The organism is Corynebacterium sp. HMSC30G07, assembly GCF_001806945.1.
GTDB lineage: Bacteria > Actinomycetota > Actinomycetes > Mycobacteriales > Mycobacteriaceae > Corynebacterium > Corynebacterium riegelii.
In genome coordinates this window covers 39,352-60,768 of record NZ_KV786454.1, presented here as the reverse complement: position 1 = coordinate 60,768, position 21,417 = coordinate 39,352, and the positions used below count along the sequence as shown (strand labels likewise).

Sequence of the window (21,417 nt, the reverse complement as noted above, 5' to 3'; positions counted from 1 at the left end):
GGGAAAGCTAGAGGGAATCCCCTAGTAGAGTCCACGCCACAACTCTAATTAACTGTGTGAAACCTCACACGCAAAGGAGTTGAAATGCCAGCAACACCAAAAATCCAGCGCGAAGGCTGGGCATCGGCCAAGCATCGCGCGTCCGTCTATCTCATCCTCGCCGTTGTCGGAATTGCCATTCTTTTCGACGGCTACGACCTCGTCATCTACGGCGCCGTACTCTCTAACCTCCTGGAAGACCCCACCCAAATCGGCGCGTTGAGCCCACAGGTTGCCGGCACCCTTGGCTCCTGGGCCATGGTGGGCGTTATGGTCGGCGCGCTTGCCGCCGGCGCAGTTGGCGACAGGCTTGGGCGCCGCAACGTGTTCCTCGTCGCCATCGTCTGGTTCTCCATCGGCATGGCGGTGACCTCGATGGCGCAGTCCATCGTCATATTCGGCCTCCTGCGTTTCCTGACCGGGCTTGGCATCGGCGTGATCGTTGCCACCGGCGGCGCCATCATCGCAGAGTTCGCCCCGGCAAACCGCAAAAACCTCTTCAACGCGATTGTGTACTCGGGCGTGCCGGCGGGTGGCGTCATGGCGTCGTTAATGGCCCTGTGGTTCCAAGATGCCTGGGGATGGCGCGGGCTGTTCCTGTTCGGCGCTTCCCCACTGCTGTTCCTGCTGCCGCTTGCGTACGTGGCGCTTCCTGAGTCGCCGCGTTGGCTGATCACCCGCGGCCGCCACGCCCAGGCCAACGCGGTGTGCGAGAAGTACGGGCTTCCGAAGGACAGCTTCCTTTTTGACCCAGCGGCTTCCTCCACCACCACAGCAACCGCCACTCAGGCGAAGTCCGACATTGAGAAAACCGGCTTTGCGGGTATCTTCTCCCGCTCCTACCTGATTGGCACACTGCTGATCGGCGCGATGAGCTTCATCGGCCTGCTTTCCACCTACGGACTCAACACCTGGCTGCCGAAGATCATGCAGGCAAACGGCGCATCCCCGCACGATTCGCTGTACTCCCTGCTCGCACTGAACGGCGGCGCTGTCATTGGCGGCCTCTTCGCCGCCTGGGTGGCCGACAAGATCGGCGCCAAGATCGTCATCACCTGCACCTTCCTGCTAGCAGCAGTCATGCTTGCGATCCTGCCGCAGTTCAACACTGTCGCCCCTATGTACCTGCCAATCGCACTTGCCGGCATCGGCGTGCTGGGCACCCAGGTGCTGGTCTATGGCCTTACCTCCAACTACTTCGGCACCGCCCAGCGTGCCGCCGGCGTGGCATGGACCGCGGGCTTCGGCCGACTCGGCGGCATCTTCGGCCCGGCGATCGGCGGGCTGATCATCGGCTCCGGCGCAACCCCGAGCACCGCCTTCTACCAATTCGCCGCAGTCGCCGCAGTTGGCGCCCTGTGCACCGCGCTGATTCCGCGTTCCCCAGTTGATCGCGTGCTTGATCAAGGCCCTGTGCCCGCCGCTGCACCCGAAAAGGAACCTGTGCCGGTTGCCCGCTAGATCAGCCTTCATCACAATGGGGCCATGACTCACCTACACGTCACCGAACACGGCCCCACAGAAGGCACTCCTAATGAGACAGTGGTGCTGCTCAGCTCCATTGCCACCACGCACGAAACCTGGAACGCGCTCATCCCAGAGCTTGCGAAGCGCTTCCGGGTGGTGACCGTGGACCACCGCGGCCACGGCCAGTCCGAGACCGCACCAGTAGCCCCCGGTTCCACCACCGTGGAGGATCTCTGCCAGGACATCACGCAGGCACTTGACTCCGTGGGCGTCAACCGCTTCCACATCGTCGGACTATCTTTGGGCGGCGCGCTGGCGCAGTGGCTGGCTGCCTACTCCGGCCGCGTGGAAAAGGCAGTGTTCTGCGCAACCGCAACCTTCCTCGGCGGCGAAGAGCGCTGGACCGAGCGCACCACCATCGCCCGCGAACAAGGCATGGGCGCTCTCGCCGACGCATTTATTAAGGCCTGGTTCACCGAAGGCTTCCGCGCCAGCCATCCAGAAAAGGTCAACGAGGTGCGCGAGATGATCTTGCGTATCGACGCCGAAGGCTACGCCCAAAACGGCGACGCCCTCGCCGGCTGGGACTTCGCCGACCAACTTGGCAAAATCACGTGCCCGGTGCTCACCGTTGCTGGTAAGGACGACGCCGGGACCGGTCCCGAGCAGCTCGCCGAGATCGCCGCCGGGGTCTCTGGCCCTGTGCAATCTGCAGTTATCGACGGCTCCCATCAAGTAGCCGTTGAGAACCCAGAAGCATTCAATCGGGTGGTGAAGGGATTTTTGGAGGCGTGATGGGTTAAATTGGTACGTCGATAAGCAAAAAGCTCCGAAAGGAAAAACTCGCGTGAACCGTGTCAAGACCGCTGCCGCAATCGTCGCCACTTCAGCGATGCTGCTGGCCGGTTGCGGCAGCGAGGGTGACGAGGCGCGCCTGGCCGAGCCAGCGTTGGACTTCCCCTACACCAGCACCTCGCAACTGCCGGAGCCAGAAGAAACAACCGAGGAAGAAGAGCCGGAGGAGACCACCACGAGCTCCACCACCACTTCTTCCAGCAAGTCTTCGGCCACAACGACGTCCACGCGCAGCTCCACCTCCAGCTCAACGCGCCAAGCCGAGCCGGAGCCGGAGCGCGAACCAGAACCCGAACCACTGCCGGGCGCGGAGTGCGCATGGCCAAGCCAAAACGAGGCCAACGGCCGCGAGTTCTCCACCTTCTGTGACCGCGAATGGGCCCGCACGATGCTCGACGGCCAGCAGTACTTCTGGAAGGCACGCGGCAACGGCTGGGCCAGCGTCGACCCAGACGGCATGGTTGGTGAGGACGTCTGCTGGGCCCGCGATGACTTCGCCGGCGCGCCAGAAGCCATCCGCAACGCCGCAGTGTACTGCACCCCGGCGGAGTAGCGCGAAAGAACGCGAAAGCCGCCCTCTCCCCTTCCGATTCGGTTTCGGGGGTGCGGGCGGCTTTTGTTGTTGCTAGCTACGCGTTCAGCTTGCGGTAATCAAAGACCTGGTCGATGATCCCGTATTCCTTCGCCTCAGCGGCGGTGAGGATCTTGTCGCGGTCCGTGTCAATGCGAACCTGCTCCGGGGTACGGCCCGAGTGGTGCGCCAGCGTCTCCTCCATCAAGCGACGCATACGCTCAATCTCGTTTGCCTGGATCTCAAGGTCCGACACCTGGCCACGAGTACCTTCAGTTGCCGGCTGGTGGATCAGCACACGCGAGTTCGGCAGAGCCGCACGCTTACCCGGAGCACCTGCAGCCAAGATCACAGCCGCAGCGGAAGCGGCCTGACCCAGGCACACGGTCTGGACGTCCGGGCGAACGTACTGCATCGTGTCGTAGATAGCCATCAGCGCGGTGAACGAGCCGCCCGGGGAGTTGATGTACATCGTGATGTCACGGTCCGGGTCCTGGGACTCCAGCACCAGAAGCTGCGCCATGATGTCGTTTGCGGACGTATCATCCACCTGCGTACCCAGGAAGACAATGCGCTCTTCAAACAGCTTGCCGTACGGGTCAATCTGCTTCGTGCCAAAGCTGGTTTCCTCAAGGAACTGCGGCAGCACGTAACGCGAGGTGGGCATCTGGAAAGTCATGAAAAGTTCTCCTCTGTGATTTTGCTTGCGTTGTCGCTTGCCGGGTAGTTACTCGCCGATGGAGTGCACACCAGCCTGCGCGGCGTGCTCAATAACGTGGTCCACAATGCCGTACTCCTTGGCTTCCTGCGCGGTAAACCAACGGTCACGATCAGAATCCTTCGTGATCTGCTCGAAAGTCTGGCCCGTGTGCTCCGCAATCAACTTCGCCATCTCACGCTTGGTCTGCGCGAACTGCTCAGCCTGGATCGCAATATCTGCCGCGGTACCGCCAACGCCTGCGGATGGCTGGTGCATCATGATGCGCGCGTGCGGCAGCGCGTAGCGCTTCCCCTTCGTACCGCCGGAGAGCAGGAACTGGCCCATCGAAGCAGCCAAGCCCATGCCGTAGGTGGCGATGTCACACGGGGAGTACTTCATCGTGTCATAAATCGCCATACCCGCGGTCACAGAGCCGCCCGGGGAGTTGATGTAGAGGTTGATGTCACGGGTCGGGTCCTCAGCGGACAGAAGGAGAATCTGTGCGCACAGCTTGTTCGCAATCTCATCATCCACCTCCTGGCCCAGGAAAATAATGCGCTCACGGAGCAGGCGCTCATAGACCGAGTCACCCAGGTTCATGCCAGTCGGCTGCGTCATTGTTGCCGCGTCCTTTCTAGAATCTTTCGCTGCTTTCACTAGTTATTAACGCCACTACCTTACTCGGGCATTTCACTATCGACGCCCACGTTCGCTACCGGCGTACGCCCCCTTCCCACCCCTTTGGCACCTTTGCCCACTTGTGCCCTCTTTTGTCCCGCTCGACACACTAGCCCCATTGCAAACATTTCGATTTGTTACGGATGTGACTGCAAAACCCCAGGGCCCTGAAAGATTTCGCATTTGTTTTCAGCCCGGCGGGTGCAGCTAGAGCCCCAACCGCCCTCTAGGCGCGAGTTTTTGTAAGCGAGGCCGCCTTGTTACGGATGTGACAAACCCGACCTGGTATTTTGTAAATGACCCCGGGGTCGTTTACAAACTGCGCCACGCTCAACACCGGCGGACCGCCACCACCCCACCACAGACAACAAAAAACGCCCCGCACCACCCTCACCGGGTGCACGGGGCGTTTACGCTACAAAGCTTTACTCGTCGTCGGAAGCCTCGTCAGCCTCGTCCTCGATCTCGCCGAAGTACTCGTTCGGGTCGATGGAGTTGCCGTCCTCATCCTTCACAGACGTACGCGAGATGGCAGCTGCCAGAGCCTTGCCACGGCGAACGTCAGCAAACAGGTTGCCGATCTGGTTGTTCTGCTGCAGGGTGGCAATGAACTGGTTCGGATCCATGCCGTAAGACTGTGCGGTGAACAGGATGTGATCGGTGATCTCTTCCTGGGTAACCTCCGGGGCCTCAGCCTCTGCGACAGCGTCGAGGAACAGCTGGGTGCGCACGGACTCTTCAGCCTGCTTGCGGGTGTCCTTGTCAAACTCCTCGCGGGTGGTGCCCTGTGCCTCAAGCAGCTGAGCGAGAGCATTCTCGTCGTGTGCCAGCTGACCCAGGAGCTGGTGAAGCTGGTTGTGCACCTGCTCATCAACCACGGACTCCGGCAGCGGGAACTCAACCTGCTCCAGCGCGGCCTTGAGCACCTCGTCGCGGATGTCGGCAGCCTGCTGGGCCTTCAGGCCCTCCTCAAGCTGGGACTTGGTGGATTCGCGCAGCTCTTCAACGGTGTCGAACTCGGAAGCAAGCTGTGCAAACTCGTCATCCAGGTCCGGCAGCTTACGCTCCTTGGTCTGCTGCACGGTCACCTTCACAGTGGCCTCTTCGCCCTTGTGCTCGCCGTACTCGATCTTGGTGGTGAACTCGTTGTCCTCACCGGTCTTCATTCCGCGCAGTGCGGTGTCAAGACCCTTGATCAGGTCATCGGAGCCAACCTGGTAGGTCAGGCCCTCGGCGGAAGCCTCGTCCAGCTTCTCGCCGTCAACGCTTGCCTCAACGTCGATCACAGCGAAGTCATCGGTCTTCAGCTTGCGCTTGGTGTCCTTCAGCTCACCGAAGCGGCCACGCAGCTCGTCGAGCTCCTTGTCCACAGCTTCGTCATCAACCTTGCGGGTCGGGACAGTCACGTCCATCTTGGAGAAGTCCGGAACCTCGATTTCCGGGCGCACGTCGAACTCAGCGGTGAACTCGACAACGTCGTTGTCTTCGATCTTGGTGATCTCGATGTCCGGCTGGCCGAGCGGGTTCAGCTCGTTCTCGGACAGCGCACGGTCGTAGCGGGACGGCAGCATGTCGTTGACAACCTGCTCCAGGATTGGGCCGCGGCCAAATCGAGCGTCGATAAGCTGGCGAGGAGCCTTGCCACGACGGAAGCCCGGGATGTTGACCTGCTGTGCAATTGCCTTGTACGCCTGGTCAATCTCGCGACCCAGTTCGTCGAAGGGGACGGAGACGTCCAGCTTGACTCGGGTGTCGCTGAGCTTCTCGACGTTTGTCTTCACGAATAACTCCTGTACTAAATCGATTGAACGGTTATAAAAACCTTGTCGGGGCGACAGGATTTGAACCTGCGACCCCCTGCTCCCAAAGCAGGTGCGCTACCAAACTGCGCCACGCCCCGTGAGTCGTGAAAAACTCACGTCGGGTCATTGTAATACCCGTGCTTATAAGAGATAGCAACGGGTGGCGAAAAAACAAAAAAGCCCCGTTCAGAGGGGCTTTTTCTTGGAGGGAATGACGGGAATCGAACCCGCGTCTTCAGCTTGGAAGGCTGAGGTATTAGCCACTATACGACATTCCCATGCGCCAAAACGCTGCTCAGACGAGCTGCTCGGAACTTTAGCGCAGGTTCCCCCGTTGAACCAAACAACAACGAAGTTTAGGAGGATCCTTGCTCACCCTTTTGCTCATTGTTCTCATCATCGGCGCGCTTGTGTGGCTGCTTCCTGCAGGTGGCGGCAAGCAGTTGCAGTCGCGGCAGCAGGAGCAGATTTCGCTTGACGACGCATTGGCGGACGCCAAACGCTGGACCGACCGTTTGGGATCCCAAGTGCTCAACATTTCCGGCACTGACGCAGCATCAACGCAGGCGATGGCGGACGCATCCGAGCGTTTTAACGCAGCATCTGCTGGTCTTGCAGATGCCCGCACGCCGAAGCAGGCCATGCTCGCCCGCGAGTCTGCGCTTGAGGGCTTGCATTACGTCAACGCCGCCCGCGAAATCATGGGCATGCCTGCAGGGCCCGCATTGCCGGAGCTGGAGGGCCAACGCCAGGCAGGTCGCGTGACTGAGGAGCGCACCGTGCGCCAGGAGGACGGCACTGTGGTTACCGCTTCCCCGGTGGCTACCGCGGCTACTCCGCACTACTACCCTGGCGGCGCTGTCGCAGGTCGCCCCGTTCCTGCCGGCTGGTACTCCACCGCGTGGTGGGCGCCGGCGATGATGACGGGTATGTGGGCTGCGTCCTCAATGATGTTCTACTCCGCGATGTTTGCCGGCATGGCTGGCACCCCGTCGCCGGAGGCTTTTGAAGCTGGCGATTTCGGCGGCGATATGGCCGGTGACATGGGTGGCATGGATGGTATGTCCGACGTCGGTGGCGCGGAAGGTATGGGCGACATGGGCGGTTTCGAAGGCGGCGGCTTCGATGGCGGCGGTTTTGACTTCGGCTTCGACTTCTAAAACCATTATTTTCACTTAGGCTAGAGCGCGTGAGCACAGCTAACGAACCCCGCAAACGTCTCTCCAGTGCCGCCCGCCAGGCAGCGACCGATGCCTTGGCGGCGGCGTATGCCGACGGTCAGCTCACTACTGAGGAGTTTGACCTGCGTACTAAGCAAGCGTGGGGTGCAACCTATGCCGACGAGGTTGAACACCTCACTGCAGACTTGGATGTTCCCAGCAACGACGACTTGCTTCCCCAGAACATGCCTTACGCACCGTTGGCTCCGAAGGCGAACACCAGCCGTGCGTTGTCCATGGTCACGGGTGAGCCCGGGGGTAGTGCCATCTCTGTTTCCGTAATGAGTGGTGTTGGACGCTCCGGCGACTGGCTTGTTGCGCCAAGTCACTTCTCTCTTGCGTTGATGGGTGGAACGGATCTGAACCTGCTCAAAGCTCGTTTCACCGAGGCACATACCAGGATCAACACCCTTGCTTTGATGGGCGGGATTCGCATCATTGTTCCCGAGGATGTCCGCGTGCTCAGCGAGGGTTTCGCCCTCATGGGTGGCTTCGAGATTCACGACGACAAAAGCGTCACCATCTCCCAACACGATCTGCCTGCGAACGCCCCCACACTCACCATTGGCGGCCTTGCCTTGATGGGTGGCGTGGAGGTTGTCCGCATGGCGCGTAATGCCGACCCCAAATAACCGCTGCTACCCCCCTCATTCACGCACGTTGTTGCCGATAACGCTCGGCAGCACCAACGGTGCCTCCCCTAGCAGTGCCTTGAGGTTGCCATCGCGCTCTACTGCGCTGGTCACTGCTTGTACCTTCGCAGCCTTACGCTGCTTACCTTGCTGGCTTTGACCTGCACCAGCTATGCCCATGGGTCCACCGGCAAACGCTGTTGCACGTCCCTGTGTTCCCTGTGTTCCCTGTGTTCCTGGTGCTGCTCCTGCACCAGCGCCCATTCCCGGACCAGCAAGTGGCGCGCCGCTAGCAAAGCCACCCATGCCCAGGCCACCAGCACCGATGCCGCCGGCTAGCCCGCCAGCTATTCCACCGGCGCCGATGCCTGCAGCAAGGCCACTAGCGGCACCGCCTGCCCGGCCAGCGCTCAACGCTCCACGGTTGCTTTGTTGCCCGCGGCTGCTGCCCCCGCCGAATGACCCCGCCCCTCCCGCGACGCCACCCGCCGGAGCACCTCCGCCAGCTACGGAGGCCGAAGCAGCAGCACTACCGACGCTGCCGGGCGCCATGGTGCTCAGGCCAGCACCTGAACCAACACCACCCGATGCAAGGTTGCCCGGCGTGCCACCAGCCATCCCTGCTCCCGGGGTTAACGACGGGGGTATCGACGGCGCCGCCAACGACGCCGCCTGCGTCTGCGTCGCACCCGCTTTAATCGCCTCAACAACATCTGGGTTGACCTTGCCGTATGCGTTGATGACGTCGTTAGGCGTGGTCGCCCTGGCGAGGTCCGCATGGCCGAGCGCCCTGAATGATTCTTGGATGATCTTTGGCAGCGGGGAGCGCTCGAATGATGGGGCGTCCGGCGCGTTGACCTCCCGGATGTCGAAGGGGTTGCCCGAAAGCTGATCTAAGTCTGGCAACAGCTGGGCGAACGACGGCACCGTTGCCGCTAGCTGCGAGGTTGCCCTAGGTGCGAAGACGGCGAGGTATTGCGCCTCATACGCCGGGCGCATCGCGGGAGGAAGCGCCATGGCTGCCGTGGCGGCCACCGCCGCCATGACGGTCTCTGCCGATGCCAGACTCCCCAACGCCGTGGTGTGCGCGGACATCGCGTCTGCACGGCGAGCGTAGACGTTGCCGGCGCGTTGGATTTTGTTCACGTGCGCGTCGCCACGCTGGACCCATGCTGTCTCCATCGAGGTGGAAAACGAGTTCTTCACCTCGAACAGTGCCATCACGGACTCATCCAACGCGCGGGCTGCCATTGTCCAGTTCGCTGCCTCAGCCTCCGCGGCTGCCACGTTCGACGCCGCGAGGAGCCGCTCCAACACGCGCAGGCTCATGGGCGGCACGACCACAGGCGCCGTAGGCGCGAAACTTGGCGCCTTCGCGTTCGCCAGGCCCAGCGAGGCCTCCATCTGCCCTAACCCCGCCACCAGCGAATCAAGATTTCCAAACCTAATCGCGGAAAAGGCTCCCGAAAACGAGTCATCGGCACGCTGCATGTTCTTCAGATTCACCTCGGAAACACGCGCGGCGTCCATTAAGTGCGAGGCCAGGGCCCGAAAAGATCCCGGCGCGTTGACAGCTGAAATAGTCCCCAAGGAATGTCCAGCTTCTCGGAACCCCGACAGTTGAGAAAAGGTGGCAAGCGCGTTTCTAATAGTGCTTTTCCCAGACACTTCAGCAGTTCTCGCTTCATTCCGCAGAAGAGAAATCCCCCGCATCAGACCGTCTGTATCTAAACGAATTACTTGGCTCATTAAAATTCCCCCGAAAAATCAGTGTTTTGTTATGTTTCGCAAGACACCATCTTAGAGCCAAAAACGTCTTTTGCCAGCAGGAACCGTGTACACTTTAGTGGACATTCGGACTTCCAAACGTGCTGAATAATTGTTCCATCGCCTCGATTGCGAGGGTGCACATCTCTTCGGTAGTTACATGCAATTCGTGGCCCCCTGCTGAAGCACCGAATCCTCCACGAGCAGTATCGATCTGGACATAGCAATAGCCTGGGTAAAGATCATTCGCCGCGAAAGCAAAGAGTTCTGGGATGAGCTCTGAACGGTGCTCAGGATACAGAAGGCCTTGGGCTTCGATCATCTCCCGGTTTGTGTTTCCATTTTCAAAGGACACGGTTACTAGCTTCCTGGTCTGTTCCTCCGTGCTCGGCAGGTGGCAGGTGTTCAGCCCGTGGAATGTCCGACCCTCGTCTTTCACGATGATCTCCGGGAACCCGGCCGCTGCGAACTCGTCCGGGGTGATTTCGGTGCAGGGGTTAAAGAGGGAGTTACCAAGCGAATAGGGGTCGAAGTCACCGAACTCCAGCACACCCGATTCGAAGTAGAACGCACGCGGACTCTCCTCCGCGGCTGATTGCGAGGCAGCAACGCTGCCGATCTTCTCTGACGGCACGCATCCGCCCATCAACAACACAACCCCCGCCAACGCCATGCTGACCACGGTCATCTTTATCTGCATCGTGGATCCCCCCTCGATCGCTCTTTGATAACGCCGGAGCACCCCGCGTGAGGGATGCCCCAGCAAAGATTGCAGCTACTTACTTGCAGCTACCAGCGATAAAAACGGCAGGTAGCCGGGTGTAGGTAGCTACAAACGTGGTTTCGGGCGCCCGAGCGGCGGTGCAACACGGCCGAACCACCGCAAGGCGCCAAACGCCGCAGCGCTTAGGCGCCCGGGACATCCGGCGCTACGCCGGTCTTCTCGTACTCGGCAAGGATGTCAATGCGGCGCTGGTGGCGCTCCTCTTCGCTCCACGGCTGGGACACGAAGGCCTCCACAATAGCCAGCGCCTCTTCCTCGGTGTGCATGCGGCCGCCGATGCCGATGAGCTGGGCGTTGTTGTGCTCGCGGGCCAGCTTGGCGGTCTCCACGCTCCACGCCAGAGCGCATCGTGCGCCCTTGACCTTGTTCGCGGCGATCTGCTCGCCGTTGCCGGAACCACCAAGCACGATGCCCAAGGAACCCGGGTCAGCCACCACGGCTTCAGCCGCGGCGATGCAAAACGCCGGGTAGTCATCAGCGGCGTCGTATTCGTGTGCGCCGCAGTCGGTTACCTCGTGGCCCTGGGCCTCAAGGTGGGCTTTGATCTGGTTCTTTCGCTCGAATCCGGCGTGGTCTGCTCCAAGGTAAATACGCATGCCCACAAGCGTACCCCGGACACCCGCCGGACAAGCGCCGATCCAGCGCAAACCAAGCACAAACCTAGCGCTAGCCAGGCCAAAAACTAGCGCACCTGTGGGTTCTCCGTGCGGGAGCGCTTCATTTCAAAGAAGTACGGGAACTTCGCCAGGCCGACGGCGTGGTCGAACATTTCGCCTGCGCCTTCGCCGGTGGGTACGCGGGTGATGACGGGGCCGAAGAAGGCGGTGTCGCCAAGCTTGAGCACCGGAGTGCCCACGTCGTCCCCAACGGCGTCCATCGCTTGCTGGTGGTAGCCGCGCAGCAGGGCGTCGTCTCCGTCAACGTTGGCTGCCTCCGCAAAGTCTTCCGGCAGGCCAACCTCCGCAAGGGCTGCGCGGATGATCTCGTCATAGGCGCCGAAGCCCTGCTTGTGGTCTTGGCCTTCCACGTGAATCTTGGTACCCATCGCCGTGTACAGCGCGTCAACCATCTCGGGTTTTTCGTTCTTCACCTTGGCAAAGACACGCGCGGGACCCCAGTTCGCTTTCATCGCTTCTTTGTAGGCTTCGGGGAGGTGGTCGCGACCGTCGTTAAGAACTGCGAGCGACATGGGCACCCACTCCACCTCAACATCGCGGACCTTTTCCACTTCCTTCATCCAGCGGGAGGTCAGCCAGGCAAAAGGGCAAGAAACATCGAAATAAAAGGTAACTTTTGTAAGGCTCATGCGGCCCACTGTAGCGATGTTCAGTAGCGTGGCGCCTATGAAAACAAATCTCACGCGCGATGATGCGCAGACACGTAAGGCACTGATTGATAACGTCCACTACAACATCCACGTGGATGTGACCGGCAAGGAGCAGTTCACCTCCCGCACGGTGGTCACGTTTGACTCCAAGGCAGGTCAGACCCACTTTGACCTGGTGGCGGATGAGTTTGAGGCAACCCTTGACGGCACCCCTACCAACGGCAATGAGCTTATGCTTGTCAGCGGCGCGCACGAGCTCACCGTCAACGCCACCATCACCTACAACCGCACCGGTGAGGGCCTGCACAAGTTCACCGACCCGGTGGATGGCAAAGACTACCTGTACACCCAGTTCGAGCCGGCGATGGCGATGAAGGTGTTCGCCGGTTTTGACCAGCCGGATCTGAAGGCCACCTACGACATTGCGGTGACCGCACCTGAGGCGTACACCGTGGTGCTCAACGAGGCAGTGGAGGTCACCGACAACGGCGACGGCACCAAGACGTGGACCACCGCAATTGATTACCCGCTGTCCACCTACCTGATTGCGATTGTGGCTGGCGAGTACGAGCGCGTCACGGACACCTACACGTGCACCGGTGACAACGGTGAGGAGCGCACGATCGAGCTTGGGCTGTACGCGCGCGCCAGCCTGATCCCGCACATGGATTCGGAGCGCCTGTTCCGTCAGACGAAGGACGGCTTCGATTTCTACCACGCCAACTTCGGCCGCACCTACCCGTTTGGGGATAAGTACGACCAGATTTTCTGCCCGGAGTACAACATGGGCGCGATGGAGCACGTGGGTGCTGTGACGTACCGCGATGAGTACATCTTCACCTCGGAGCCGACGCCGTACCGCCTTGAGCGTCGTAACGACACGATCCTGCACGAGATGGCGCACATGTGGTTCGGCGATCTGGTGACCATGCAGTGGTGGGATGACCTGTGGCTCAACGAGTCTTTCGCAACCTGGTCCGCCGCCACCGCTCAGGTGGGCATCGGCGAGTACTCGGATGCGTGGACCACGTTTGCCGCTGTGGAGAAGGCATGGGCGTACCAGCAGGATCAGCTGCCCACTACCCACCCGATCGCCGCAGATGCCCCGGATATTGAGACCGCGGAGCAGAACTTCGACGGCATCACCTACGCCAAGGGCGCTTCCGTGCTGAAACAGCTGCAGGCATACGTGGGCTACGAGGAATTCTTCGCAGGTGTGCGTACGCACTTTGACAACCACGCGTTTGCTAACGCCACCTTTGATGATCTGCTTGGCGCGCTTGAGCAGGCCTCGGGCCGCGACCTGTCCGACTGGGCTGACGCGTGGCTGCGCACCACGGGTGTATCCACCCTGCGTGCGGATACGTCCGATGGGTTTGCGGTGGTGCAGGAGTCTGATGTGTTGCGCCCGCACCGCGTTCGCGTGGGGCTTTACTCGCTTGTCGACGGCACCGTGCGCCGCACCCACCAAGTAGAAACCGACATCCACGGTGAGCGCACCGAGATCCCAGAGCTGGCTGGCGTGGAGCACGACCTGGCACTGGTGAATGATGAGGATCTGACCTACTGCAAGATGCGCTTGAGCGAAGAGCACACCCGCTTCGCGCTTGAGCACCTGGGCGACATCGAGGACTCGCTGGCGCGCACCCTGGTGTGGTCGTCCCTGTGGGAGGCCACCCGCGACGGTGTCCTGCCGGCTCGTGAGTTTGTGCGCCTGGTGGCGCGCTTTGCGCCTGCGGAGACGCACCCGAGTGTGCAGGAGCGCCTGTTTGCACAGGGCACCGCTGCGGTGCGCGGGTTTGTGGACCCGTCCTGGCAGACCGAGGGCTTCGACCTGCTCAACAACGCTTTCCGTGGTGCTGAGCCGCGTGCAATTTCTGATCGTGCGCTGGCGCGCCTGCAGCCCAACGATGAGACGGTGGCCTACTTCAAGCAGTTGCTGGAAACCTCTGAGAACCAGGAGGTACGTTGGCTGGCCATCACCAACCTGGTTGCGGCTGGCCAGCTGCCGGCGTCTGCTGCTGACGAGGAGCGCGATGACTCTTCCGAGGGCGCTATCTCTCGCCTGCGCGTGCGCGCGGTCGCGGACAAGGCGTGGGCGTGGAAGAAGCTTGTTGAAGAGGACCTGACCAACCTTGAGGCGCGCTACCTCATGGATGGCCTCACCTTCACCGATGCCGGACTAGATGGCCTTGCGGATGATTACTTCCGCATCGCACCTGGCCTGTGGGACCGCCTGACCAATGAGATGGCGCAGCGCACCCTTGAGGGTATGTACCCGGGTTGGGCTGTGGATCAGGCAAGCGTGGAAAAGGCGGATGCCCTGCTCAATGATCCGCAGGTGCCTTCTGGCCTGAAGCGTGTTGTGGCCGAAGGCCAGGACCGCACGGCACGTAAGCTGCGCAACCGCACGGTAGATGCTGAAGCTAACTAACAGTTAGCCGGTGGTTACGGCGCGGAGCTTCGCGGCGTCGGGCCGGATGGCGATGAGACTGAATTCCGTCAGATCATCGCCAACAAACATGCTGCGAGTGACGCGTTGCACCACCGCGTTGGTGCCAAGGCCAAGCGCCTCGCACTCGCGGTCCGAGGCGCGCGTTGCCGTCAAAATATCCTCCCGCCACTCAGGCCCGGGCGACATATCCTCACGGGCTCGCCCCGGCAGTGTGTAGCACGTGGCAAACATCAAGGGCTGGCCTTCGGAGGAAAACACCACCTGGCGTTCAGTGACCTCAGAACCAGGTTCGACCTTGAACGCGTTGGCCACAGAATGCGGCGCCGGCACCTGGCCCAAGCTGCGGGTTGCGCTTGTTACCCCGCTGTCTTCAGCGGCAAAGTACTCTTCAAATCCCACGCCGGAGTTCAACTCCAACACTGGCGGGGTGGCGCGGATAAACGTGCCACCGTTGCGTCCGCGACGGCGCTCAATCAGCCCTTCCGCCTGAACCATGTCCAATGCGTGGCGGATTGTCATGCGCGCCACGCCAAAACGCTCTACGAGCTCGCGTTCCGACGGCAACCTGTCACCGGGGGCAAGCTCATGCGACTCGATTCTGGCCCGCAACGCATCGGCGATAACCATGTACGCGGGTTTCTTGACCACCGTCAAGCCTCCTGGGATATAAGTATTTCTGCATGCTTAAACGTAGCTACAGAATCCCCAGCAAGCAACTTAGAAGACACCCACCCAGGGGTGTCGCCTAAAGCTGAGAGAACGCCTGCTCCAGGTCCGCGATTAGGTCAGCTTCATCCTCAATGCCGACGGAGATACGCACCAGCTCACCAGGCACCTCAAGGGCGGAACCAGCCACGGATACATGCGTCATGGTCGCCGGGTGCTCAAGCAAACTCTCCACACCGCCGAGGGACTCCGCGAGACAAAAGAGCTGTGTAGACAAACAGAACTTTTTGGCCTGCTCTTCAGTTTGGAACAGCACGGAAACCATGCCACCAAAGCGACGCATCTGCCTCTTCGCCACCTCGTGGCCAGGGTGCGACTCCAGTCCCGGGTAGCACACACGGGCGACTTCCTTGCGCCCCTCAAGGTACTTGGCCACAGCCTCGGCGTTGTCGCAGTGGCGTTCCATGCGCACCGGCAACGTCTTCAAGCCACGGCCCGTGAGGTACGTATCAAACGGCGATGGGATCGCACCAACCCAGCCGAAGAAGAAGCGCAGCTGCTCCTCAAAGCCTTCGATCAGATCATCCTTGCCGCAAACCACGCCGCCGATCACGTCGGAGTGCCCACCGATGTATTTGGTAGTGGAGTGCAAAACCACGTCCGCACCGAACTCGAACGGGCGCTGCAGGTACGGCGAAGCAAACGTGTTATCCACCACCAACGCAGCGCCCCCCTTCACCTTGGCCACCGCCTCAATGTCCACGATGGACAGCAGCGGGTTCGTCGGGGTCTCCACCCAGATCACCTTGGTGTTGTCCTGAACCGCCGCACCAACCTCTTCGGCATTGGTCATGTCCACCACGGTGTTTTCCACGCCCCAGAGGGAAAACACCTGCTGGATCAGGCGGTAGGTGCCGCCGTAAGCATCGTTGGAGACCACGATGTGGTCGCCGGGTTTCAGCAGGGTACGCAAGACCACATCCACCGTGGCCATGCCGGATGCAAACGCAACGGCAAAGTCAGCACCCTCAAGTGCCGCAACGGACTTCTCCAGCGCGGTGATCGTTGGGTTTCCAACGCGGGTGTATTCATAGCCGCCGCGCAGTTCCGCTAGACCGTTCTGTGCAAATGTGGTGGAAGCGTAGATGGGCGTATTGATCGGCCCGTAGAGGCTATCGGGTTCGTAGCCTGCGTGGATCGCTGCGGTCGACGGGCCTGGATTGCTCGTGTTGGTAGACATGCCAAGCATCGTAGCCACAAACTAGACCAAGCTGTTCATTATCGACGATTTATATGCACGCCCACCTCCCCCACTCGCGTAGACTATGGGCCTGATGAACACCACCTACATATCAGCAGCCGCAGAAAACCTCGAAGAAGCAGTAGAAGGGGTCTCCACGTGGTGGAACGACCCCGCCACGCGCGAGCTAGTGCTCGAACGGCCCCTGAAAATCGCGCTCATCCTCGTCGTCGCGTTCATCCTTGACCGGGTTGCAGCGCACCTGATCCGCCGCGCCACGAACGCCAGGATGAACAACCCCGGCCTTTTGCGCACACGCGAAATTCCCGACACCCCGCAGGGCCGTGCGCAGGAAAGCCGACGCCGACAGCGCCTGAAAACCCTATCCAACGTGGCCCGTTCAGTGGCCGCCATTATTGTGTGGACGTGGGCGCTGCTGGCCGTGCTTGATCAGCTTGGCGTGAACGTAGCGCCACTGATCGCCTCTGCCGGCATCGTGGGCGTGGCCATTGGTTTCGGCGCGCAATCCCTGGTGAAGGATTTCTTCTCCGGCATGTTCATCCTGCTGGAGAACCAGTACGGGGTTGGAGACACCATCCAGGTTGATGACATTGTGGGTGATGTTGAGGAGATGACCCTTCGCGTGACCACCATCCGCGATATGGACGGCGCACTGTGGCACGTGCGCAACGGTGACATTGACCGTGTGGGCAACCACTCCATCCACTACTCCGTGGCGCGCCTGCAGATCCCGGTTTCCGTCATGGCGGACCCGGATGAGGCCTCCGCAATCATTGAACGCTCAGCACAGGCGGCCATCCAGGAACCGGAGATCCGCAACCAGGTGATGAGCCCGCCAGCCATGCTCGGCCCTTCAGAATTCAACCCCACCTATGCATCCTTCCGCGTTACGTTAAAGACGATGCCGGGACAGCAGTGGTCCGTCGCCCGCTTTATCAACCACCGCATTTTGAAAGACCTGCACGATGCTGGCGTTGTGCTGGCACCTATGGATTCTGTGCTTGTGGGTTTTGGAAAAGAAGAGAAAGGAGCTTGAGGTGGAAATCACCCCAACACCACCGCGCGATGACCAGGAGCGCACACTGTACGAGGACGTCGGCGGCACCGAATTTTTCAGCCGCCTAGTCAAAGGCTTCTACGATCAGGTCAAAACCGATGACCTGATCGGACCCATGTACCCGGAGGATGATTTCGACGGCGCCGAGGACCGCCTTCGCTGGTTCCTCGAACAGTACTGGGGCGGGCCCCGCACGTTTCAGGAAAAGCGCGGCAACCCAATGCTTCGCCGCCGCCACTTCCCCTTCAAAATCGGCATGGCTGAGGCGGAGCGCTGGCTAGCACTCATGGGGCGTTCGTTGGAGCAATTTACTGACGACGAACTGTCGCCCCACCACCGCCACCAACTCTGGAACCACATGCAACGCGTGGCGTACATGATGATCAACCAAGAGCCGGGCAACCCTGCCTAACTGCTAAAAGAGCAGGCTCAGGCCAGCGTTTTTAAACACGGAGCCGTACGGTGCGTCCAGGCGCACCCACCTGCCGGCGCTGGCGACACGCAGGTGGCGTGGGATGTGCGCTGGCGCCTCAAACCCCGGAATCAGGCCCATGGACGTGCACGTAAAAATCATGCGCATGGGTACTTCAACAGGGGTGTCGGAGGTGGCGTTGGCGGTGATCACCGTGGCGTCGAGAAGCGAGCGCGGTGGCCCTGCCGGTCCGGAGAATTGTTTGGCAAGGCGTTTGCCTTCGTCCGCGAGTTGGCGTGCGGTGCTGACCGGTACTTCGTCGCAAAGCTGAAAGCCCTCGACCGGCGGCAGCGCGCCCGGCCAGGAGGCATCCTGCGGGCGGCCGATAGTAACCGTCTGCCCGGTTTGCTTGCTGAGCGTCTCCAAGAATTCCGCCGCCGAAACGGCCGCACCGTCGCGGGAGATCTCCCCCGCCACGCGCCTGGCCACAATGCAATCAAACGGCGTGGTCACAAACACGTTGAGCGCGGCGCCCACCGTTTGGAAACGGGCAAGCGCATGCGGATCTAGGGCCACCGCGCGCTGCAGCAACGCGCGAAGGCCCCCAAGCCCTTGCTCGCCTTGCGGCGTAAAGGAAATAGGTGACACTGGTACTACGCCTGTTTCTACTCCAACTCCCCCGCACCCGGTGCCGCCGTCAGCGACAAAATGCCGATCTCCTGCTTCGTAATCGCACGCGGAGTAGCAGTCGCGTCATCCACCGTCACCTGCACACACTCCACGACACAGCAGACCCTGCCCTGCGAGTCCTTGATCTCCTGGTGGGTAGTAAATGACGTATTGCCCAAACGCGAAACGTGCGTTTCAATCACCGCGGTTGCCGTGTTCGGCAGGATCGGGCGCATGTAGTCCGCCTCCACGCGACGCACAAACACCGCAAAATCGTGGCCTTGCGAGTAGAAGTACTCACGAGCAAACGCAAGGCGCGCCTCCTGAGCAATCTCTAGGTAGGCGGAGTTAGTGACGTGCCCGTAGCGGTCAAAATCCCCCCAGCGCAGCGGCACTTCGTACACGTGGACGTTGTTTTCTTCACCCTGTTTTGCCATGCGCTAAACCCTACATGCCAAACACAACCCCGCGCCGAATTCAATCCAGCGCGGGGTAAAAAGCTGCCTAACGTGAGGCTTAGCGGGTAGGCGTTAGCGGGTGAGTTTGCGGTGCGTCACGCGGGACGGCTTCGCAGCTTCCTCACCAAGGCGCTCAACCTTGTTCTTCTCGTAGTCGCCGAAGTTGCCCTCGAACCAGAACCACTTGCCCTCTTCAATGTTGCCCTCCCAGGCAAGGATGTGGGTACAGGTGCGGTCCAGGAACCAACGGTCGTGAGAAATCACCACAGCACAGCCCGGGAACTTCTGCAGCGCGTTCTCCAGGGAACCAAGGGTTTCAACGTCCAGGTCGTTCGTCGGCTCATCGAGCAGGATCAAGTTGCCGCCCTGCTTCAGCGTCAGCGCCAGGTTCAGGCGGTTGCGCTCACCACCAGAAAGCACCTTGGACGGCTTCTGCTGGTCCGCGCCCTTGAAACCGAATGCGGACAGGTACGCGCGCGAAGGCATCTCGTTCTGGCCAACCACGATGTAGTCCAGGCCATCAGAGACCACTTCCCACACCGTCTTTTCCGGATCGATGTTCTCGCGGTTCTGGTCAACGTAGGACAGCTTCACCGTGTCACCAACGGTGACGGTGCCTGCGTCCGGCTCCTCCAGGCCCACGATGGTCTTGAACAGGGTGGACTTACCCACACCGTTCGGGCCAATCACGCCCACGATGCCGTTACGCGGCAAGGTGAACGACAGGTCCTTGATCAGGATGCGGCCGTCAAAGCCCTTGTCTAGGTGCTCAACCTCAACAACCTTGTTGCCCAGGCGCGGCGGGGTTGGAATCTGGATCTCTTCAAAATCCAGCTTCTTGTACTGCTCCGCCTCAGCGGCCATCTCCTCGTAGCGCTCCAGACGCGCCTTGTTCTTCGCTTGGCGTGCCTTCGGGGAGGAACGCACCCACTCAAGCTCATTCTTCAGGCGCTTCTGCAGCTTCTGGTCCTTCTTGCCAGCAACCTCCAGACGCTCAGCCTTCTTCTCCAGGTAGGTGGAGTAGTTGCCCTCGTACGGGTAGAGCTGGCCGCGGTCAACCTCACAGATCCACTCGGCGACGTTGTCCAGGAAGTAACGGTCGTGAGTAATGGCAAGCACGGCACCCGGGTAGGACTGCAGGTGCTTCTCCAGCCACAGCACGCTCTCGGCGTCCAGGTGGTTCGTCGGCTCATCAAGAAGCAAAAGATCCGGCTCGCTCAGCAGCAGCTTCGCAAGCGCCACGCGGCGGCGCTCACCACCAGACAGGTTGGTCACCGGCGCATCAGACGGCGGGCAGCGCAGAGCTTCCATTGCCTGCTCAATCTTGGAGTCAACCTCCCAAGCGTCAGCGGCATCCAGCTCCTCCTGGAGCTTGCCCATCTCCTCCATCAGCTCATCGGAGTAGTTGGTGGCCATCTCCTCGGCGATCTGCTCGAAGCGCTGCTTCTTCTCAAAGATCTCGCCCAAACCCTCTTCGACGTTCTCACGAACCGTCTTCTCCTCATTCAACGGCGGCTCCTGCAGCAAGATGCCAACCGTGGCACCCGGCTGCAGGAAAGCTTCACCGTTATTCGGCTGATCAATGCCAGCCATGATCTTGAGCAAGGACGACTTACCGGCGCCGTTGGGGCCGACGACGCCAATCTTGGCGCCGGGGTAGAAAGCCATGGTGACGTTGTCCAAAATGACCTTGTCACCGATGGCCCTGCGAACATTTTTCATCGTGTAGATGAACTCAGCCACGTGGTATCCCCTTGTGTTAAACAGTGCTTGAAATGCTTTCCACAGGGTACATCACGCACGCCCTTGCTAGAGCGGCAGCAACGTCAGGTTTCTAAAACGGCCTCCCGTCCTCATCAACCCCTGCCGCGGCACCGACGAGATCACCGCTTGATTCGGCGTTGGGGTCGGAGTTGGACCCAGCGCTAGATGCCGCACCAAAGCTCGATGCCATGGGTTTGCGCGGTGGCAGCTGGTCCTCCGCACTTTCACGAGGTTGACTGTTGCGTTCCAGCAGGTCTTCCAGGGACTTCACCTGCACCTCTTCAGTGCCCTCTACCGTGTGGGAGACGCTGGTGGTCTTGCGCGAGTTGATCTGGAAGTTACTCAAGTCAAACGCCACGCGGGATGCGCGCATAGTAATCCTTGAGCGATTGACGGTCTTGCCGTCTTCGCCGGTTTCTTCCCACGACTCTGTAACCAAACGTCCGGTGATAACAACCGGGCTGCCGCGAAACAGCGACGCCTTGACGTTGACAGCAAGGTCGCCCCAACAATTGACGTCAATGTAGAGCTGGTCAAAGTCCAGCCAGACGTCTTTGCCGTGCTCGTCTTTTTCGTCGGTACGGCGGCGTCGTGAAGAAGCAACGCGCAGTTTGGACAGCGCAGTGCCTTTCTCCCCTACGCAGGCGATGGTGGGTTCTGCAACAAGGTTGCCGTGGATGGTGATTTCGGTGCTCATGGAAGAGCCCCCCTTTCCGTGATGTTCCTTCTAAACAGTTGCCGGTAGCTACCGGCGGTTACAGCACGCTGTTTTGCGTACCCACGGGCAGAATGTCACGGCACAGCCTGCTTGCCAACCCCCAAAGAAAAAAGCT

21 protein-coding genes and 2 tRNA genes are annotated in these 21,417 nt (G+C 60.7%); 8 read left to right on the top strand and 15 right to left on the bottom strand.

Features of this window, described 5'->3' with window-relative positions:
• Window positions 1-84 precede the first annotated feature (84 nt).
• Genes HMPREF3104_RS03520 through HMPREF3104_RS03510 form a run of 3 tightly spaced genes read left to right on the top strand, consistent with a single transcriptional unit; the run spans window position 85 to window position 2,914 of the window.
• Window positions 85-1,500 (top strand): MFS transporter, encoded by a 1,416-nt coding sequence (locus HMPREF3104_RS03520; protein ID WP_070494324.1) that lies wholly within the window; start codon window positions 85-87, stop codon window positions 1,498-1,500.
• A 24-nt stretch (window positions 1,501-1,524) separates the two neighbouring features.
• Complete coding sequence (locus tag HMPREF3104_RS03515) at window positions 1,525-2,301, top strand: alpha/beta fold hydrolase (RefSeq protein ID WP_070494322.1); 777 nt, start codon at window positions 1,525-1,527, stop codon at window positions 2,299-2,301.
• A 52-nt stretch (window positions 2,302-2,353) separates the two neighbouring features.
• Window positions 2,354-2,914, top strand: a complete 561-nt coding sequence (locus HMPREF3104_RS03510; protein WP_070494320.1) for a hypothetical protein — start codon at window positions 2,354-2,356, stop codon at window positions 2,912-2,914.
• Window positions 2,915-2,990: 76 nt separating this feature from the next.
• Here the strand turns inward: HMPREF3104_RS03510 and HMPREF3104_RS03505 are convergent, their stop codons facing one another.
• From HMPREF3104_RS03505 to HMPREF3104_RS03485, 5 genes are all read right to left on the bottom strand, one after another.
• Window positions 2,991-3,611: an ATP-dependent Clp protease proteolytic subunit gene (locus HMPREF3104_RS03505; protein WP_052203270.1), complete on the bottom strand. Its 621-nt coding sequence runs from the start codon at window positions 3,609-3,611 to the stop codon at window positions 2,991-2,993.
• Window positions 3,612-3,659: 48 nt separating this feature from the next.
• Window positions 3,660-4,250, bottom strand: coding sequence for an ATP-dependent Clp protease proteolytic subunit (locus tag HMPREF3104_RS03500; protein ID WP_052203269.1), 591 nt, complete (start codon window positions 4,248-4,250; stop codon window positions 3,660-3,662).
• Between the two features lie 485 nt (window positions 4,251-4,735).
• Entirely contained in the window at window positions 4,736-6,091 is a 1,356-nt protein-coding gene (gene tig, locus HMPREF3104_RS03495) for a trigger factor (RefSeq protein WP_070494318.1), read from the bottom strand.
• Between the two features lie 45 nt (window positions 6,092-6,136).
• Window positions 6,137-6,210 (bottom strand) — tRNA-Pro (locus tag HMPREF3104_RS03490).
• A gap of 105 nt (window positions 6,211-6,315) precedes the next feature.
• Window positions 6,316-6,390: transfer RNA gene (locus HMPREF3104_RS03485), tRNA-Gly, on the bottom strand.
• Window positions 6,391-6,480: 90 nt separating this feature from the next.
• Between HMPREF3104_RS03485 and HMPREF3104_RS03480 the strand changes: the two genes are divergently transcribed.
• Together HMPREF3104_RS03480 and HMPREF3104_RS03475 are read left to right on the top strand one after the other, a co-directional pair.
• On the top strand, window positions 6,481-7,272 hold the full coding sequence (locus tag HMPREF3104_RS03480; RefSeq protein ID WP_070494316.1) for a hypothetical protein: 792 nt from the start codon (window positions 6,481-6,483) through the stop codon (window positions 7,270-7,272).
• A gap of 29 nt (window positions 7,273-7,301) precedes the next feature.
• On the top strand, window positions 7,302-7,964 hold the full coding sequence (locus tag HMPREF3104_RS03475; RefSeq protein ID WP_052203261.1) for a DUF1707 SHOCT-like domain-containing protein: 663 nt from the start codon (window positions 7,302-7,304) through the stop codon (window positions 7,962-7,964).
• A gap of 15 nt (window positions 7,965-7,979) precedes the next feature.
• Here HMPREF3104_RS03475 and HMPREF3104_RS03470 read toward each other — a convergent pair whose 3' ends face one another.
• The 4 genes from HMPREF3104_RS03470 to HMPREF3104_RS03455 all read right to left on the bottom strand — a co-directional run bounded on the left by HMPREF3104_RS03470 (window position 7,980) and on the right by HMPREF3104_RS03455 (window position 11,821).
• The gene (locus HMPREF3104_RS03470; RefSeq protein WP_070494314.1) at window positions 7,980-9,494 is read right to left on the bottom strand and encodes a hypothetical protein; all 1,515 of its coding nucleotides are present in this window, start codon (window positions 9,492-9,494) and stop codon (window positions 7,980-7,982) included.
• 313 nt (window positions 9,495-9,807) lie between these two features.
• Window positions 9,808-10,431, bottom strand: coding sequence for a DUF3558 family protein (locus HMPREF3104_RS03465; RefSeq protein ID WP_070494312.1), 624 nt, complete (start codon window positions 10,429-10,431; stop codon window positions 9,808-9,810).
• A 206-nt stretch (window positions 10,432-10,637) separates the two neighbouring features.
• Complete coding sequence (locus HMPREF3104_RS03460) at window positions 10,638-11,111, bottom strand: ribose-5-phosphate isomerase (protein ID WP_070494468.1); 474 nt, start codon at window positions 11,109-11,111, stop codon at window positions 10,638-10,640.
• An 86-nt stretch (window positions 11,112-11,197) separates the two neighbouring features.
• Window positions 11,198-11,821 carry a mycothiol-dependent nitroreductase Rv2466c family protein gene (locus HMPREF3104_RS03455; protein ID WP_070494466.1) on the bottom strand — a complete coding sequence of 208 codons (624 nt, stop codon included), beginning with the start codon at window positions 11,819-11,821 and terminating at the stop codon, window positions 11,198-11,200.
• 37 nt (window positions 11,822-11,858) lie between these two features.
• Here HMPREF3104_RS03455 and pepN point away from each other — a divergent pair, with 37 nt between their 5' ends.
• Window positions 11,859-14,276, top strand: coding sequence for an aminopeptidase N (gene pepN, locus HMPREF3104_RS03450; RefSeq protein ID WP_070494307.1), 2,418 nt, complete (start codon window positions 11,859-11,861; stop codon window positions 14,274-14,276).
• A gap of 3 nt (window positions 14,277-14,279) precedes the next feature.
• Here pepN and HMPREF3104_RS03445 read toward each other — a convergent pair whose 3' ends face one another.
• The gene (locus tag HMPREF3104_RS03445) at window positions 14,280-14,945 is read right to left on the bottom strand and encodes a GntR family transcriptional regulator (RefSeq protein ID WP_070494464.1); all 666 of its coding nucleotides are present in this window, start codon (window positions 14,943-14,945) and stop codon (window positions 14,280-14,282) included.
• A 97-nt stretch (window positions 14,946-15,042) separates the two neighbouring features.
• Window positions 15,043-16,203, bottom strand: a complete 1,161-nt coding sequence (locus HMPREF3104_RS03440; RefSeq protein WP_070494462.1) for a cystathionine gamma-synthase — start codon at window positions 16,201-16,203, stop codon at window positions 15,043-15,045.
• 94 nt (window positions 16,204-16,297) lie between these two features.
• Here HMPREF3104_RS03440 and HMPREF3104_RS03435 point away from each other — a divergent pair, with 94 nt between their 5' ends.
• Complete coding sequence (locus HMPREF3104_RS03435) at window positions 16,298-17,260, top strand: mechanosensitive ion channel family protein (RefSeq protein WP_052206270.1); 963 nt, start codon at window positions 16,298-16,300, stop codon at window positions 17,258-17,260.
• A 1-nt stretch (window position 17,261) separates the two neighbouring features.
• Entirely contained in the window at window positions 17,262-17,693 is a 432-nt protein-coding gene (locus tag HMPREF3104_RS03430; protein WP_246816341.1) for a globin, read from the top strand.
• Between the two features lie 3 nt (window positions 17,694-17,696).
• Here HMPREF3104_RS03430 and HMPREF3104_RS03425 read toward each other — a convergent pair whose 3' ends face one another.
• From HMPREF3104_RS03425 to HMPREF3104_RS03410, 4 genes are all read right to left on the bottom strand, one after another.
• Window positions 17,697-18,341: a DUF8185 domain-containing protein gene (locus HMPREF3104_RS03425; protein ID WP_070494305.1), complete on the bottom strand. Its 645-nt coding sequence runs from the start codon at window positions 18,339-18,341 to the stop codon at window positions 17,697-17,699.
• Between the two features lie 17 nt (window positions 18,342-18,358).
• Window positions 18,359-18,799, bottom strand: coding sequence for an acyl-CoA thioesterase (locus HMPREF3104_RS03420; RefSeq protein WP_070494303.1), 441 nt, complete (start codon window positions 18,797-18,799; stop codon window positions 18,359-18,361).
• 93 nt (window positions 18,800-18,892) lie between these two features.
• Entirely contained in the window at window positions 18,893-20,563 is a 1,671-nt protein-coding gene (gene ettA / locus HMPREF3104_RS03415) for an energy-dependent translational throttle protein EttA (protein ID WP_052203243.1), read from the bottom strand.
• 91 nt (window positions 20,564-20,654) lie between these two features.
• Window positions 20,655-21,281, bottom strand: coding sequence for a single-stranded DNA-binding protein (locus HMPREF3104_RS03410; RefSeq protein WP_070494301.1), 627 nt, complete (start codon window positions 21,279-21,281; stop codon window positions 20,655-20,657).
• Window positions 21,282-21,417: the final 136 nt, after the last annotated feature.

Excerpts from the sequence above, each read along its gene's own strand:
- HMPREF3104_RS03500 (WP_052203269.1), bottom strand. The coding sequence starts at position 4,250 with ATGACGCAGCCGACTGGCATGAACCTGGGTGACTCGGTCTATGAGCGC.
- HMPREF3104_RS03515 (WP_070494322.1), top strand. The coding sequence starts at position 1,525 with ATGACTCACCTACACGTCACCGAACACGGCCCCACAGAAGGCACTCCT.
- HMPREF3104_RS03410 (WP_070494301.1), bottom strand. The coding sequence starts at position 21,281 with ATGAGCACCGAAATCACCATCCACGGCAACCTTGTTGCAGAACCCACC.
- HMPREF3104_RS03465 (WP_070494312.1), bottom strand. The coding sequence starts at position 10,431 with ATGCAGATAAAGATGACCGTGGTCAGCATGGCGTTGGCGGGGGTTGTG.
- HMPREF3104_RS03460 (WP_070494468.1), bottom strand. The coding sequence starts at position 11,111 with ATGCGTATTTACCTTGGAGCAGACCACGCCGGATTCGAGCGAAAGAAC.
- HMPREF3104_RS03520 (WP_070494324.1), top strand. The coding sequence starts at position 85 with ATGCCAGCAACACCAAAAATCCAGCGCGAAGGCTGGGCATCGGCCAAG.
- HMPREF3104_RS03440 (WP_070494462.1), bottom strand. The coding sequence starts at position 16,203 with ATGTCTACCAACACGAGCAATCCAGGCCCGTCGACCGCAGCGATCCAC.
- HMPREF3104_RS03470 (WP_070494314.1), bottom strand. The coding sequence starts at position 9,494 with ATGGACGCCGCGCGTGTTTCCGAGGTGAATCTGAAGAACATGCAGCGT.
- HMPREF3104_RS03435 (WP_052206270.1), top strand. The coding sequence starts at position 16,298 with ATGAACACCACCTACATATCAGCAGCCGCAGAAAACCTCGAAGAAGCA.
- HMPREF3104_RS03420 (WP_070494303.1), bottom strand. The coding sequence starts at position 18,799 with ATGGCAAAACAGGGTGAAGAAAACAACGTCCACGTGTACGAAGTGCCG.
- pepN (WP_070494307.1), top strand. The coding sequence starts at position 11,859 with ATGAAAACAAATCTCACGCGCGATGATGCGCAGACACGTAAGGCACTG.
- HMPREF3104_RS03455 (WP_070494466.1), bottom strand. The coding sequence starts at position 11,821 with ATGAGCCTTACAAAAGTTACCTTTTATTTCGATGTTTCTTGCCCTTTT.
- HMPREF3104_RS03505 (WP_052203270.1), bottom strand. The coding sequence starts at position 3,611 with ATGACTTTCCAGATGCCCACCTCGCGTTACGTGCTGCCGCAGTTCCTT.